Source organism: Lysinibacillus sp. JNUCC 51 (genome assembly GCF_015999525.1).
Classification (GTDB): domain Bacteria; phylum Bacillota; class Bacilli; order Bacillales_A; family Planococcaceae; genus Lysinibacillus; species Lysinibacillus xylanilyticus.
In genome coordinates this window covers 2,609,525-2,624,060 of record NZ_CP065545.1, presented here as the reverse complement: position 1 = coordinate 2,624,060, position 14,536 = coordinate 2,609,525, and the positions used below count along the sequence as shown (strand labels likewise).

General features: G+C 41.9%; 11 protein-coding genes, 6 tRNA genes and 2 rRNA genes. 4 read left to right on the top strand and 15 right to left on the bottom strand.

The window, feature by feature from the left end:
• The first annotated feature begins 179 nt into the window (after positions 1-179).
• From JNUCC51_RS12680 to JNUCC51_RS12670, 3 genes are read left to right on the top strand one after another with little or no spacing between them, the layout of a single operon-like run.
• Entirely contained in the window at positions 180-521 is a 342-nt protein-coding gene (locus JNUCC51_RS12680; RefSeq protein WP_337988351.1) for a PadR family transcriptional regulator, read from the top strand.
• A complete protein-coding gene (locus JNUCC51_RS12675) occupies positions 511-708 on the top strand; it encodes a hypothetical protein (RefSeq protein WP_337988350.1) in 198 nt (65 codons plus the stop codon). The genes JNUCC51_RS12680 and JNUCC51_RS12675 overlap by 11 nt, the downstream gene beginning before the upstream one ends.
• Positions 709-728: 20 nt before the next feature.
• Positions 729-1,082: a hypothetical protein gene (locus JNUCC51_RS12670; RefSeq protein ID WP_337988349.1), complete on the top strand. Its 354-nt coding sequence runs from the start codon at positions 729-731 to the stop codon at positions 1,080-1,082.
• Positions 1,083-1,142: 60 nt separating this feature from the next.
• Here the strand turns inward: JNUCC51_RS12670 and JNUCC51_RS12665 are convergent, their stop codons facing one another.
• The 13 genes from JNUCC51_RS12665 to JNUCC51_RS12605 form a co-directional block, all read right to left on the bottom strand.
• Positions 1,143-1,664, bottom strand: a complete 522-nt coding sequence (locus JNUCC51_RS12665; RefSeq protein ID WP_337988348.1) for a type 1 glutamine amidotransferase domain-containing protein — start codon at positions 1,662-1,664, stop codon at positions 1,143-1,145.
• Between the two features lie 834 nt (positions 1,665-2,498).
• A complete protein-coding gene (gene glmM, locus JNUCC51_RS12660) occupies positions 2,499-3,851 on the bottom strand; it encodes a phosphoglucosamine mutase (protein WP_337988347.1) in 1,353 nt (450 codons plus the stop codon).
• A 300-nt stretch (positions 3,852-4,151) separates the two neighbouring features.
• Positions 4,152-5,264: a CdaR family protein gene (locus JNUCC51_RS12655; RefSeq protein ID WP_337988346.1), complete on the bottom strand. Its 1,113-nt coding sequence runs from the start codon at positions 5,262-5,264 to the stop codon at positions 4,152-4,154.
• The gene (gene cdaA / locus JNUCC51_RS12650) at positions 5,257-6,093 is read right to left on the bottom strand and encodes a diadenylate cyclase CdaA (RefSeq protein WP_201778486.1); all 837 of its coding nucleotides are present in this window, start codon (positions 6,091-6,093) and stop codon (positions 5,257-5,259) included. The genes JNUCC51_RS12655 and cdaA overlap by 8 nt, the downstream gene beginning before the upstream one ends.
• A 149-nt stretch (positions 6,094-6,242) precedes the next feature.
• Complete coding sequence (locus JNUCC51_RS12645) at positions 6,243-6,869, bottom strand: anti-sigma factor family protein (RefSeq protein WP_049662910.1); 627 nt, start codon at positions 6,867-6,869, stop codon at positions 6,243-6,245.
• A gap of 13 nt (positions 6,870-6,882) precedes the next feature.
• Positions 6,883-7,446: an RNA polymerase sigma factor SigW gene (gene sigW, locus JNUCC51_RS12640; RefSeq protein ID WP_100542806.1), complete on the bottom strand. Its 564-nt coding sequence runs from the start codon at positions 7,444-7,446 to the stop codon at positions 6,883-6,885.
• 133 nt (positions 7,447-7,579) lie between these two features.
• Positions 7,580-8,485 (bottom strand): arginase, encoded by a 906-nt coding sequence (rocF, locus tag JNUCC51_RS12635; RefSeq protein ID WP_337988345.1) that lies wholly within the window; start codon positions 8,483-8,485, stop codon positions 7,580-7,582.
• A gap of 174 nt (positions 8,486-8,659) precedes the next feature.
• Positions 8,660-8,732, bottom strand: a tRNA-Lys gene (locus tag JNUCC51_RS12630).
• A 10-nt stretch (positions 8,733-8,742) separates the two neighbouring features.
• Positions 8,743-8,817, bottom strand: a tRNA-Gln gene (locus JNUCC51_RS12625).
• A 16-nt stretch (positions 8,818-8,833) separates the two neighbouring features.
• Positions 8,834-8,917: transfer RNA gene (locus JNUCC51_RS12620), tRNA-Tyr, on the bottom strand.
• A gap of 14 nt (positions 8,918-8,931) precedes the next feature.
• Positions 8,932-9,007: transfer RNA gene (locus JNUCC51_RS12615), tRNA-Val, on the bottom strand.
• Between the two features lie 77 nt (positions 9,008-9,084).
• Positions 9,085-9,159 (bottom strand) — tRNA-Glu (locus tag JNUCC51_RS12610).
• A 113-nt stretch (positions 9,160-9,272) separates the two neighbouring features.
• A tRNA-Asn gene (locus JNUCC51_RS12605) sits at positions 9,273-9,349 on the bottom strand.
• 268 nt (positions 9,350-9,617) lie between these two features.
• On the opposite strand from JNUCC51_RS12605, the gene mbcS reads away from it, so the two are divergent.
• The gene (gene mbcS, locus JNUCC51_RS12600) at positions 9,618-11,198 is read left to right on the top strand and encodes an acyl-CoA synthetase MbcS (protein ID WP_337988344.1); all 1,581 of its coding nucleotides are present in this window, start codon (positions 9,618-9,620) and stop codon (positions 11,196-11,198) included.
• Positions 11,199-11,324: 126 nt separating this feature from the next.
• Here the strand turns inward: mbcS and rrf are convergent.
• Together rrf and JNUCC51_RS12590 are read right to left on the bottom strand one after the other, a co-directional pair.
• Positions 11,325-11,440: ribosomal RNA gene (gene rrf, locus JNUCC51_RS12595) — 5S ribosomal RNA — on the bottom strand.
• A gap of 60 nt (positions 11,441-11,500) precedes the next feature.
• Positions 11,501-14,428: ribosomal RNA gene (locus tag JNUCC51_RS12590) — 23S ribosomal RNA — on the bottom strand.
• Between the last annotated feature and the right edge of the window lie 108 nt (positions 14,429-14,536).

Here is a 14,536-nt window from a genome sequence, read left to right as displayed (position 1 = left end):
CATTTGCTGAAAGAAATTAAAAATATGAATGCTTTTTTCCTTAAGTCAGCAACAAATATTTTCTGTTATAGATTTGTTTTGAACAGAGCCGAAGATAAAAATCCCACTTTTAATCACTTGACAAAGCCAGTACTTAGCAACACTTAGTACATGTAAAGCAAAGCCTGGGGGGTGAGATCGTGGATAATCTGAGTGAAATGCTCAAAGGAGTTTTAGAAGGTATTGTATTAGAAATCATTAGCCGTGGTGAAATATATGGTTATGAGATTGTCAAGTATCTCACGCAGATGGGGTTCGAAGGTATAGCTGAAGGGACTGTGTATGCGTTACTTATGCGGTTGGAAAGAAATCGTCTTGTCAATATAGTCAAGAAGCCATCTGAAATGGGTCCACCGAGGAAATTTTATACACTTAATGAACAAGGACGAGAAAAATTGATGTCCTTCTGGGCTAAATGGGATTTTTTTAGTAGTCGTATTGAAATTTTAAGAAATAATGGAGGGAACAAAAATGAGCTTTAGTCGTGAAATTCAGGAGAGAATTAATCGTTTTTCGAAAGAACAATCCCAGAATTATTTGCAGGACGCCGAAATGACTTATATGGAGAAGTTGCGCAAGAAAAGCGGGCAAACTAAACGAAAATCGACAAGCAACTGTCCAAGTTTAAAGGACGTTCCGATCAGGGACGAGAAGCACAAGACGACATGATACTCTATATGAGTGATTATATGAATGATTTGATGTCACAAGGTTTAACGGAGCAAGAAGCTTTTGATAAAGCTAGCAAGGAATTAAAATTCGCCAGTAATTCTGAGCAATCTGAGGATTTAAATGAACGCTTCCAGCAATATTACGAAAATCGTGATCCCGCAGATTATGAGGCAATCGGGTTGTTTTATGGCGGCTTCCTGTTTTTAGGATTAGGCATCGGCGGATTAACTGGTTTTCTAACTGGCGGTGGATATGAAGCTTTCTTTGATAGAGGCTGGATCGATACTGCAATTGGTGCCGGTGTTGGTATTATCATTGGTATCGGACTTGGGCAAATTACCAATGCTATTATAGCGTTGAAAAAGAAGTAGGACTTTGTAATTGAATTTATAGAAAAAAGGCACAGGCAAACTCACTTGTGCCTTTTATGCTTAGCTTTCTTTACTCTCCAGTAATTTTACAATTTCTCGATTAAATGCTGGTAGATCCTCCGGTGTACGACTTGTTACTAATTGTTTTTGACAAACAAATACTTCCTCGTCGTGGAATATCGCACCTGCATTTTCTAAATCTACTCGAATTGATTTGTAGCCAGTTGCGTCGCGACCATTTAATGTTTTTGCTGTAATAAGTAGTTGAGGTCCATGACAAATAGCAAAGGTTGGTTTCATCTCATCCATAAATTCTTTTACAAATGCCACAATACGATCATCTACACGTAGTATATCAGGAGAAAAACCACCTGGGATGAACAACGCATCGAATTCTGAAGCACTTACCTCATCGATATCTTTATCAATTTTTACTTTCTCACCATGCTTACCTTCTACCTCAATGCCTGCTGTCGTATCAATCGTTATTAGTTCATGACCTGCCGCTTCTAATGCTCCTTTAGGACTCGTAAATTCAGCGTCCTCAAACATATTGGTAATCAATGTAGCAATTTTAGCCATTGCAATACAACACTCCTTATCATTGTGACTCTGTACTACTGTTCCCATTCTCTTTGAAAACATTCATTCTTCCATTGGTAGAGCTTTCAATAATTAAGGTCATGTTTTCTATCATTCACTTTCATTTATACGGAACCAAAAAAATCGAGTAGGAGGGAGTGATTAACTCCCGACCTCTCACACCACCGTACGTACGGATCCGTATACGGCGGTTCCATGTAGTCTGACGAACAGCGATTTTGTATCTCCCTATTCGTTGTGCTTTTCGGTCTCTCCTTGCCACTTGTATTCTCAGCCCTCTTAATGTCTCCCATGGGATTCACCATTTCTTCCACTAAATAAGTCCATCTTTGGATTGTCTGCTTCATCGAATAAGTGAAATTTGAGTTTATTCCACACTCCTTCATGGTTCGGTCCTTCCCATGTTAACGGTACTATGACCTCTGCTGACTTCTGATGGTTCAGCTACTTGTCATCAAGCAGGTTATGAAGGGTACTTCACGTTTCCATCAGACCTCCCCGGGTAAGCGTATGCACTTTCACACCATCTATCCGCCTCATTTACTCGATATGACCTTCGACAGAAAGGATTTTGTGTTGTTATGCACACTCATCCAATCATACCTAGCCTACTATGAGGTTCGTGTTCCTCGGACCGGTGTTTTGCCTCCAGCTTCCTTCAGATTCCGCGTCGCCACGGACACCCTTGCTCTTGGCTAACCTCTACTTCTGTCTTCGGGGTTCGGGACTTGCACCCTATAGTTCATACGCATGCCGGGCGCACATAAAAAACTCGACCTCCTATAAAGGAAATCGAGTTTATATTCTATTTAATTATTCAGTTAAGCCCATTTCAGTTCGGACAACATCTGCTATACGCTCTACGTAACGCTCGCAGTCTTCTTCTGTAGCCGCTTCCACCATTACTCGTACAAGTGGCTCAGTACCAGAAGGACGCACTAACACGCGACCATTACCGGCCATATCTGCTTCTACCTCAGCAATCACTGCGGCAACTTTAGCATTTTCCGTCACAGCATGCTTGTCTGTTACACGTACGTTGACTAAACGCTGCGGGAAAATTTTCATTTCAGAAGCAAGCTCTGATAGTTTTTTACCAGTAGCTTTCATAATGTTGACAAGCTGAATACCTGTTAATAAGCCATCACCAGTTGTGTTAAAGTCTAGGAAAACAATATGACCAGATTGCTCGCCACCTAGATTATAATCATTAGCACGCATTTCTTCCACGACATAACGATCACCTACAGCTGTTTGTACACTATGCATATCGTTATCTTCAACAGCTTTGTAGAAGCCCATGTTACTCATAACCGTTGAAACGATCGTTTGCTTTTTCAAGCGACCAACTGCATTTAAATGCTTACCGATGATGAACATAATTTGATCACCATCAACAATTTTACCGTTTTCATCTACTGCGATTAAACGGTCACCATCGCCATCGAATGCTAAACCAACATCAGCACCCTTTTCTGTGACAAATTTAGCTAATCCTTCTGGATGTGTTGAACCAACACCTTCATTAATATTTAAGCCTGTTGGTGAGGCACCCATCGTTGAGATATCTGCTTCTAAATCTGCAAATAGATGTGTCGCTAGTGAAGAAGTAGCGCCATGCGCACAATCTAATGCTACATGAATACCATCAAATTCTTCAGTCACTGTTTGTTTTAAGTATTGAATATATTTTTGTCCACCCTCGAAGTAGTCGCTTACAGAACCTAAATCTGCCCCGATTGGACGTGGTAAAGTATCTTCTTGAGCATCTAATATTGCTTCAATTTCAGCTTCTTGTGCATCTGTTAGCTTAAAGCCATCAGGACCGAAAAATTTAATACCATTGTCAGCTACTGGGTTATGTGAAGCTGAAATCATAACGCCTGCATTTGCGCTCATTATTCGAGTAAGATAAGCCACACCTGGTGTCGAAATAACACCAAGACGCATTACCTCTACGCCGATTGATAAAAGACCAGCTACAAGTGCACCTTCAAGCATTTCACCTGAAATACGTGTGTCACGACCGATTAATACCTTTGGACGGTCAGTTGCATCCTTCGTTAAAACGTAGCCACCTACGCGGCCAAGTTTAAATGCAAGCTCCGGTGTTAATTCACTATTCGCGACTCCACGGACGCCATCTGTTCCAAAATATTTACCCATTTTGATTATTCTCTCCTTCAATGCAAGACGGTGGTTACGCTTGTCTACACTGACAACTAAACCACTCGTCTGCTTACTTTTGGAAAAGTCTATTTTCGTTCATTCACTGGTAACTATTAATTATACCCCTATGTAAATTTATCTTGCCTTGTAATCAGCACAGATAAATTTAGCATAGGTATTTCGATTTTAGCCTGAGCAACTTATTCTCGTTAACGTTTCAAACCCGAAAATAAGTACCCTTACCGATAGAGAACGAAATCTCTACTGAATCAAAATAAAATTATAGTCAGTTATTGTTTAAGAATCAATATCTTCTTCTACTTCTTCTGTTTTATCAGGAGGTGGCGTGTTGTGCTCAGAAGGAGTGCTAGTCTCCTCCGAAGGTGGCGAAGGAGTAGGTTTAGGTTTAGGGTCAGGAGTAGGAGTAGTAGTTGTTGTTGTCGTTGTTGTCGTTGTTGTTTTTTCCTGCTCTACCTTCGTAATATCTGCTTTCACTTTAATTTTTGAATCAGATACTTTTGTCACACCTTCTGGTAATTTCACATCAAATTCATAAGTTTTTGATTCTGTAATGTTTGATAAATCAACCTCTACTGGTATTGCAGTTAAAGAATCTATGATAGATTTTCTACCGTATACTCTTACCTTTGTAGGACTAATTGTTAATTGGTCGACGGTAATACCATCCGGCGCTTTCCCTATTTCCTTAAGCACAACAGGCAACTCTCTACTGTAGGCTCCAATATCTACTTGTACCTTCACAGTTTCAGGTTGAATCGTCACGTCTAACTTATTTAAATCACGATCTAGTACTTTAACCGCAGCTACTTGTGAGAACGGTTCTTTCAAGCCTTGTTCACCCGTTACAGTAGCTTTCACATAGCTAATATTTTCAATTGCGCTTTTGGCACCTGTAATATACACCGTAGCTGGATTAGCAGTCATGCCATTTAAAACATATCCTTCTTCAATTAAACGAGTGTTTAGCTCAGGGTCAACACGAAACTCCTGTGTGACCTTCTCCTCAATGTTTACCTTTACAGTCGCAGGGTCAAATGATACTTGCAACTTATCCGAAATATTTTCGTATTGAAGTTTAACATTATGTTCACCTATAAGTAATTTGCTTAAATCCACAAAAACAGAAAAATCTTTCGTTGCCTTTGTTTGAATAACAAGTGGCATTGGACCTTTTATTGTAACATCTACTGTCTTTGGTATTCCTGTAACAATTAGATTCTTATCGTCATAAAAAACATCTACCGGTACATCGCGAATTACCTCTGTTTGCTCACTCGTTATTGTTTTATTTGCAGGAGATAATTCGGTACGAACGGAGAAAAATAGCAACAATGCTAAAAATAGCGCGATGATTCGTAATACCCAAGGGCTATCCATCATTTTATCCATTCTTTTTCCCCCTCCAAGTTAACTTAGAGGCTGCATTTGATTCCTGTGCTGATCCGAACCACATCTTACGTAACAGTCCTTCGAATTCCTCTAAAGAAAGATTCCGATGTAGATTACCATTCAGTGTAAGACTAATGGCGCCGGTTTCCTCTGATACGACAATTGTTATGGCATCTGTCACTTCACTTAGGCCAAGTGCAGCACGGTGACGTGTCCCAAGCTCTTTTGAGATAAACGGGCTCTCAGAAAGCGGTAAATAACAAGCTGCTGCTGATATTTTATCTTTCTGCATAATAACGGCTCCATCATGTAGCGGAGTATTAGGTATAAAAATGTTGATCAGTAACTCAGATGAAATCTCAGCATTTAGACCTATGCCCGTTTCAATATATTCATTTAGACCAGTTTCTTTTTCAATAGAAATTAACGCCCCTATACGACGTTTGGCCATATAACTAACAGATTTCTTCATTGCCTCAATAAGCCTTGTTTGTTCTTCCTCGACTTGACTTATTGAACGTTGGAATAACTTCCCTCTACCAATTTGTTCAAGACCACGTCTTATTTCTGGTTGGAAAATGATAATAATCGCCAAGAAACCGAATTCGATGACTTGTTGTAACATCCAACCTAACGTCTCTAGCCCAAAAAAGTCTGTAGCAAGGCGTGCAATAATAATTACGAAAATCCCTTTTAATAATTGGACAGCCTTTGTACCTTTAATGAGGGTTAAAATTTTATAAACAACGTACCATACTAGCAGTACATCTAATAAGTTAATAACAATATTCACAGGTGTTAAATTAGCGAAATGTTCGATAATTTGCACGTGGCATCCCCCACTTTTCATTGCGAATCCATACACATTTAAGTATAGCACATTCTTATCAAATGTAACTTTTTTCAAATAAAAAGTCTACTCAAAAGAGTAGACCTTTCAGCCTCTCACGTGCACTATCTATTAGGACGTATAGAGTGTTATTTAGTTGCTTGTTTCTCCTCGAATGTTACAGCAGACTTTACTGAGTTTTTAATCGTATACCAAAGCCATTCGAATACTTCGTCTATTTCTTCTATTTTTCCTGAAACAACTGCCGAAGATGCCATATACTGTCCGTTAATAACGGTAACATTGCCATCCACTTCACCCTCAATAATTAAATCACCATTTTTAACAACAATGTCGCCTTTTACAACTTCTCCCTCCGGCACAATTACCGTTTGACCTTCAACAACTAGGTTTGGCTGTTTAGTCACAGAAAACTGTCGGTCATCCATGAAATTACCTAGTAAAGTTGCACTCATGAATAAACAAAAAACTGCTGCTGCCGCAAATAGAGGATGTCGACGAATCCACTTTTGCATACCTACACGACTTTTGGGTTTCGGTAAACGAGCCATCACGGCTTCTTCAAAATGCGGAGGTGATGTAATGTGGGAAGCACTCTTCACAAAGGCGATTGTTTCACTTAATTCCTGCATCAACTGTTTACAATCACTGCATGTATGCAAATGTCGTTTTAACTCTTGCTCATGCTCACGACTAATGTCACCATCTAAATAATCATGGATATAGTCTATTATATGCTCTGGACAAGTATTCATGACGCTCCCCCTCCTACAGATTGTTTAATTGCTTACGTAATGCTTCACGTCCGCGGTGAATCCTCGTTTTCACCGTTCCAAGAGGCATATCTAAAATCTCGCTAATTTCCTGTAATGATAATTCTTCAATATATTTCAATACTATAACTGAACGGTATTTATCCGGCAAACGTCCAATTTCATATTGAATCCGATCTTGCAATTCCATTTGCTCTATTTGTTCCTCTGGTAGCTGGTCATCTGCTGCAATCTGCGAATACATATCAAGCCCTTCTGTACCAGCTACTTCTGCATCTAAATAGTAATCCGGCTTTTTCTTCCTGATACGGTCTATACAAAGATTTGTCGCTATTCGATAAAGCCACGTCGCAAATTTCCTTTTCTGATCAAAAGTATGCAAGTTCATATAGGCACGAACAAAAGCTTCTTGTGCAATGTCCTCAGATTCTTGCTTGTTCCCTAACATCCTATAGCATACTTGGTACAGTTTGTGCTGATAGAGACTCACAATATCTGCAAATGCGTTTTGATCGCCTTTAAGCACTTGTTTTATTTTCTTGTTTACTAACGCATCCATTGTGTTTATTTCTCCACCTTTACAACTGTCTTATACTATACGGCCCATCGATAAGAAAAGTTTCATTTTGTTATTAATTATAACAAAAGATTTTTATACATTGTTACAATAGGAAATTTTTTGTTAAATTTCTTTAAACTAAGGTCTCACCAAATAAGGAGCCCATTAACGCTACTGCAACATCGGCCGTTCTATTCTTTTCATCTAAAATCGGATTAACCTCAACGAATTCAGCGGATGTTAGCATGCCTGATTCCTGAAGCATTTCCATCGCCAAATGGCTTTCTCGATACGTAATACCACCAGGTACAGGTGTCCCAACTCCCGGAGTATACAGTGGATCTAACCCATCTAAATCAAGCGATAAATGTAAACCATCTACATCGCGCTCTCTTAAATAAGCTAGAGCATCTTCCATTACACGGGTCATTCCAAGACGATCTACCTCGTGCATTGTATACACTTTGATTCCTTGCTGACTAATTAATTCACGTTCTCCTGGATCTACAGAACGCGCTCCAATAATAATAACGTTTTCAGGTTTAATTTTCGGTACATTATTACGAATTTTCACTAACCGCTCATGACCAAGTCCAATACTTACAGCTAATGGCATACCATGTATATTACCAGACGGTGTCGTTTCAGGTGTATTTAAGTCAGCGTGCGCATCAAACCAAATAACACCTAAATTCTTGTAATGCTCACCAAGTCCTGCAAGAGTGCCAATAGCAATGCTATGGTCGCCACCAAGTACAAGCGGAAACTTCTTTTGTTCAATTGCTTCATTTACACTATTTGCTAAGGACGTACTTACATCAATAACTTCCTCTAAGTTAAGTAGCTGTTTATCAACAATAGTGCCATCTTGTTTTTGACTAACACGTATATCCCCTTGATCATGTACTACATGCCCTATTGCCTCCAAGCGCTCTACAACACCTGCGTAACGGATAGCACTTGGCCCCATATCTACCCCTCTGCGAGTTTGCCCATAATCAGTTGGAACCCCAATAATAGAAACATTTAGTTTATTCATTTTTTCATACCCCCTTTAAGTTGTAAGACTATTGTATAGCCTACATCCTGCTTGGCTCAACCTTACAATTTTATGAATATTTATACAATTAAGAAGAGCATAAAAAAATCTCCTGCTGTTTTCAGCAAGAGATTAGTATCTGTAGTTAATGTTACACTTTTTATTCTATAAAAGTGAGCCATGAAGGACTCGAACCTTCGACCCTCTGATTAAAAGTCAGATGCTCTACCAACTGAGCTAATGGCTCAAAATAAAAATGGCTGGGGTACTAGGATTCGAACCTAGGCATGACGGAATCAAAATCCGTTGCCTTACCGCTTGGCTATACCCCAATCATAAATAAAAAACTGGTGGAGGGGGACGGATTCGAACCGCCGAACCCTAAGGAGCGGATTTACAGTCCGCCGCGTTTAGCCACTTCGCTACCCCTCCGAAATAACACATTATGGTGGAGGATGACGGGCTCGAACCGCCGACCCTCTGCTTGTAAGGCAGATGCTCTCCCAGCTGAGCTAATCCTCCATAGTAAACAGGTGTTCATTTCTTCACAGTTTTTATTTTATTTTTTAAGCCTTTGCACTACTACAATGCTTTAAAAATGGTGACCCCTACGGGATTCGAACCCGTGTTACCGCCGTGAAAGGGCGGTGTCTTAACCACTTGACCAAGGGGCCATTTTTAATGTCTCAAACAAGACAAGTATTATGATAACATTTTTAAATGTACGATGCAATACTTTTTTTTAATTTTTTTATGTATACATCATCTTTAAAAACGGGCAAAAAAATGGCTCCGAAGGCAGGACTCGAACCTGCGACAACCTGATTAACAGTCAGGTGCTACTACCAACTGAGCTACTTCGGAACAATACTATTCAATTCGGTTTTTAAAACCTCTTAAGTACATTTATTATTATAGCAAGCATTATAAATTATGCAATACTTTTTGTGAAAATTTTTATATTTTTTGTCGAAGTCTTCCTGCACATTAACAACAGGCCTAATAGTTCTCTATTAAATCTAATATTTCTGTTTTATGTACAGAATATTCTTGCTGTATATTATTGTAATTGTTAAAATGAGAATAGTTTTACGAATTTTCTATTAAATTTGTTTGGGGGAGGAATGTTCACATGGTAACAAACGATTTAATTGCACCAGAATTCTATAATATTACAGAGGAATTGGAGAAATTTTCTCAAGATAGTGATCGCCAAGCAATACGATGGCTAAATACTCAGCAGGAACGTCGAACTATTTCCTATGTTGAACTTGTTAAAAAAATGAATCAATACGCGCATGCCTTTACGAAGAAGGGGCTTCAAAAAGGAGATCGCGTATTAGTTATAATTCCACGTCTTCCTGAGGCTTATTTTGTCTTTCTTGGGTGTCTAAAAGCTGGAATTGTTCCTATTTCATGTTCAGAAATGCTACGTGCTAGTGATTTAGAATATCGTATGGAGCACTCTTCTGCAAGGGCAGTAATTGCCTATGAAGCGTTCACAAGTGAGGTAGATCGAATTACTTCTTCAGTTGAGGCATTAAATAATAAATTAGTTATAGGTACTGCTACAAGTAATTGGACTTCTTTAGATGATTTAGCAAGTACTCAGCCAGATACATTTACAGCAGCTGCTACTAAAAGAGATGATATGGCATTTCTTTCTTATACATCTGGCACCACTGGCAAACCAAAAGGAGTTGTCCATTCACACGGATGGGGATATGCACATATTAGGACAGCTGCTTCACAATGGCTTTGTGTACGTGAAGGTGACTTAGTTTGGGCTACAGCAGCTCCAGGGTGGCAAAAGTGGATTTGGAGCCCGTTTTTATCGACTATAATGCTGGGCGCAACTGCATTTGTATACCATGGAGGATTTGATGCAAAAACATACCTTCAACTGCTCCATGATGAAAAGGTCAATGTATTATGCTGTACTCCAACGGAATATCGAATTATGGCGAAGATTGATAATTTAAAAGACTATAATCTATCTTCTCTACGCAGTGCTGTTTCCGCTGGTGAACCATTAAATCGGCCAGTCATCGAAACATTTATGAATAACTTCGGTCTTAAAGTGCGCGATGGCTATGGTCAAACGGAAAATACTCTATTAATCGGCACACTTGAAAATACTGAGTTACGTCCGGGTTCTATGGGTGTCCCTACCCCAGGCAATATTGTCCGTATTATAGATCATGAAGGCAACGAGGCACCTGTTGGAGAAGTTGGAGATATTGCAGTACACAAATCATCTCCTGCTCTATTTAAGGAGTACTATCGTGAGCCTGAACGTACACAAGCAGCCTTCCGTGGAGATTGGTATATTACTGGAGATCAAGCCAAATGCGATGAAGATGGTTACTTCTGGTTTGAAGGCCGAGGAGATGACATTATTATTTCATCAGGCTATACAATTGGGCCATTTGAAGTAGAGGATGCTTTAAACAAACATGAAGCTGTACAAGAGTGTGCTGTTGTCGCAGCACCAGATGAAATTAGAGGACATATTGTTAAAGCATTTATCATCTTACGAGAAGGCTACAAAGATCGTAATGAAGATGAGTTAACAAAAGAACTACAGGAGCATGTTAAAGCATTAACAGCCCCTTATAAATATCCTCGTAGTATTGTCTTTATCGATGAGCTACCAAAAACAACTTCTGGTAAGATTCGTCGTATAGAGCTACGAGCAGCAGCAACTGTATAAAATAATAAAGAGACATTTCACCAATCACTTGGCTGAAATGTCTCTTAAATATATATTGAGATTGTTTAATGTTATTTTGGAGTATAAAAAAAGCCACTACTGAGTTTATCAGCAGCGACTTTTTGCGCCTAGCGACGTCCTACTCTCACAGGGGGAAGCCCCCAACTACCATCGGCGCTAAAGAGCTTAACTTCCGTGTTCGGTATGGGAACGGGTGTGACCTCTTTGCCATCATCACTAGACATATTGAAAGAATTATTCTTTCAAAACTGGATAAACGTGCATTGAATGTTTCAAACGTTTTGGTTAAGTCCTCGATCGATTAGTATTCGTCAGCTCCATGTGTCACCACACTTCCACCTCGAACCTATCTACCTCATCGTCTTTGAGGGATCTTACTTACTTGCGTAATGGGAAATCTCATCTTGAGGGGGGCTTCATGCTTAGATGCTTTCAGCACTTATCCCGTCCACACATAGCTACCCAGCGATGCCTTTGGCAAGACAACTGGTACACCAGCGGTGTGTCCATCCCGGTCCTCTCGTACTAAGGACAGCTCCTCTCAAATTTCCTACGCCCACGACGGATAGGGACCGAACTGTCTCACGACGTTCTGAACCCAGCTCGCGTACCGCTTTAATGGGCGAACAGCCCAACCCTTGGGACCGACTACAGCCCCAGGATGCGATGAGCCGACATCGAGGTGCCAAACCTCCCCGTCGATGTGGACTCTTGGGGGAGATAAGCCTGTTATCCCCGGGGTAGCTTTTATCCGTTGAGCGATGGCCCTTCCATGCGGAACCACCGGATCACTAAGCCCGTCTTTCGACCCTGCTCGACTTGTAGGTCTCGCAGTCAAGCTCCCTTGTGCCTTTACACTCTACGAATGATTTCCAACCATTCTGAGGGAACCTTTGGGCGCCTCCGTTACCTTTTAGGAGGCGACCGCCCCAGTCAAACTGTCCGCCTGACACTGTCTCCTGCCCCGCTAAGGGGCATGGGTTAGAATTTCAATACAACCAGGGTAGTATCCCACCGACGCCTCCTTCGAAGCTGGCGCTCCGAGATCTCTGGCTCCTACCTATCCTGTACAAGTTGTACCAAAATTCAATATCAGGCTACAGTAAAGCTCCACGGGGTCTTTCCGTCCTGTCGCGGGTAACCTGCATCTTCACAGGTACTATAATTTCACCGAGTCTCTCGTTGAGACAGTGCCCAGATCGTTACGCCTTTCGTGCGGGTCGGAACTTACCCGACAAGGAATTTCGCTACCTTAGGACCGTTATAGTTACGGCCGCCGTTTACTGGGGCTTCAATTCGCAGCTTCGCTTGCGCTAACCACTCCTCTTAACCTTCCAGCACCGGGCAGGCGTCAGCCCCTATACGTCACCTTACGGTTTTGCAGAGACCTGTGTTTTTGCTAAACAGTCGCCTGGGCCTATTCACTGCGGCTCTCATGCGCTTGCACGCTCAAGAGCACCCCTTCTCCCGAAGTTACGGGGTCATTTTGCCGAGTTCCTTAACGAGAGTTCTCTCGCACACCTTAGGATTCTCTCCTCGACTACCTGTGTCGGTTTGCGGTACGGGCACCTCTCACCTCGATAGAGGCTTTTCTTGGCAGTGTGAAATCAGGAACTTCGTCCATACGGACTCGCCATCACAGCTCAACGTTACAGTGTGCGGATTTGCCTACACACACGCCTTACTGCTTGGACGCGCATATCCAACAGCGCGCTTACCCTATCCTACTGCGTCCCCCCATTTCTCAAACGGTGAGGAGGTGGTACAGGAATATCAACCTGTTGTCCATCGCCTACGCCTATCGGCCTCGGCTTAGGTCCCGACTAACCCTGAGCGGACGAGCCTTCCTCAGGAAACCTTAGTCATACGGTGGACGGGATTCTCACCCGTCTTTCGCTACTCATACCGGCATTCTCACTTCTAAGCGCTCCACCAGTCCTTCCGATCTGACTTCAACGCACTTAGAACGCTCTCCTACCACTGACATCGTAGATGTCAATCCACAGCTTCGGTGAATCGTTTAGCCCCGATACATTTTCGGCGCAGCGTCACTCGACCAGTGAGCTATTACGCACTCTTTAAATGATGGCTGCTTCTAAGCCAACATCCTGGTTGTCTGTGCAACGCCACATCCTTTTCCACTTAACGATTACTTTGGGACCTTAGCTGGTGGTCTGGGCTGTTTCCCTTTTGACTACGGATCTTATCACTCGCAGTCTGACTCCCGTGTATAAATATCTGGCATTCGGAGTTTGTCTGAATTCGGTAAACCGGGATGGCCCCCTAGTCCAAACAGTGCTCTACCTCCAGTATTCTCATCACGAGGCTAGCCCTAAAGCTATTTCGGAGAGAACCAGCTATCTCCAAGTTCGATTGGAATTTCTCCGCTACCCACACCTCATCCCCGCACTTTTCAACGTGCGTGGGTTCGGGCCTCCAGTAAGTGTTACCTCACCTTCACCCTGGACATGGGTAGATCACCTGGTTTCGGGTCTACGACCACGTACTATTTCGCCCTATTCAGACTCGCTTTCGCTGCGGCTCCGCCTTCTAAAGCTTAACCTTGCACGTAATCGTAACTCGCCGGTTCATTCTACAAAAGGCACGCTATCACCCATTAACGGGCTCTAACTACTTGTAGGCACACGGTTTCAGGATCTCTTTCACTCCCCTCCCGGGGTGCTTTTCACCTTTCCCTCACGGTACTGGTTCACTATCGGTCACTAGGTAGTATTTAGCCTTGGGAGATGGTCCTCCCGGATTCCGACGGAATTTCACGTGTTCCGCCGTACTCAGGATCCACTCAGGAGAGAACGAACTTTCGACTACAGGGCTTTTACCTGCTCTGGCGGACCTTTCCAAGTCGCTTCATCTAACTCGCTCTTTTGTAACTCCGTATAGAGTGTCCTACAACCCCAAGAGGCAAGCCTCTTGGTTTGGGCTCTTCCCGTTTCGCTCGCCGCTACTCAGGGAATCGATTTTTCTTTCTCTTCCTCCAGGTACTTAGATGTTTCAGTTCCCTGGGTCTGCCTTCAAGACGCTATGTATTCACGTCAAGATACTACGCGATTAAACGTAGTGGGTTCCCCCATTCGGAAATCTCCGGATCAAAGCTCACTTACAGCTCCCCGAAGCATATCGGTGTTAGTGCCGTCCTTCATCGGCTCCTAGTGCCAAGGCATTCGCCGTGCGCCCTTAATAACTTAACCAAGTTATTAAGCCTATAAAAAAACTTAAAAAATAAATGTGTTTGTTACAATTTCAATGTCGTTTTATCCAGTTTTCAAAGAACAAGTTTTGAAGTATTTCATCGTATG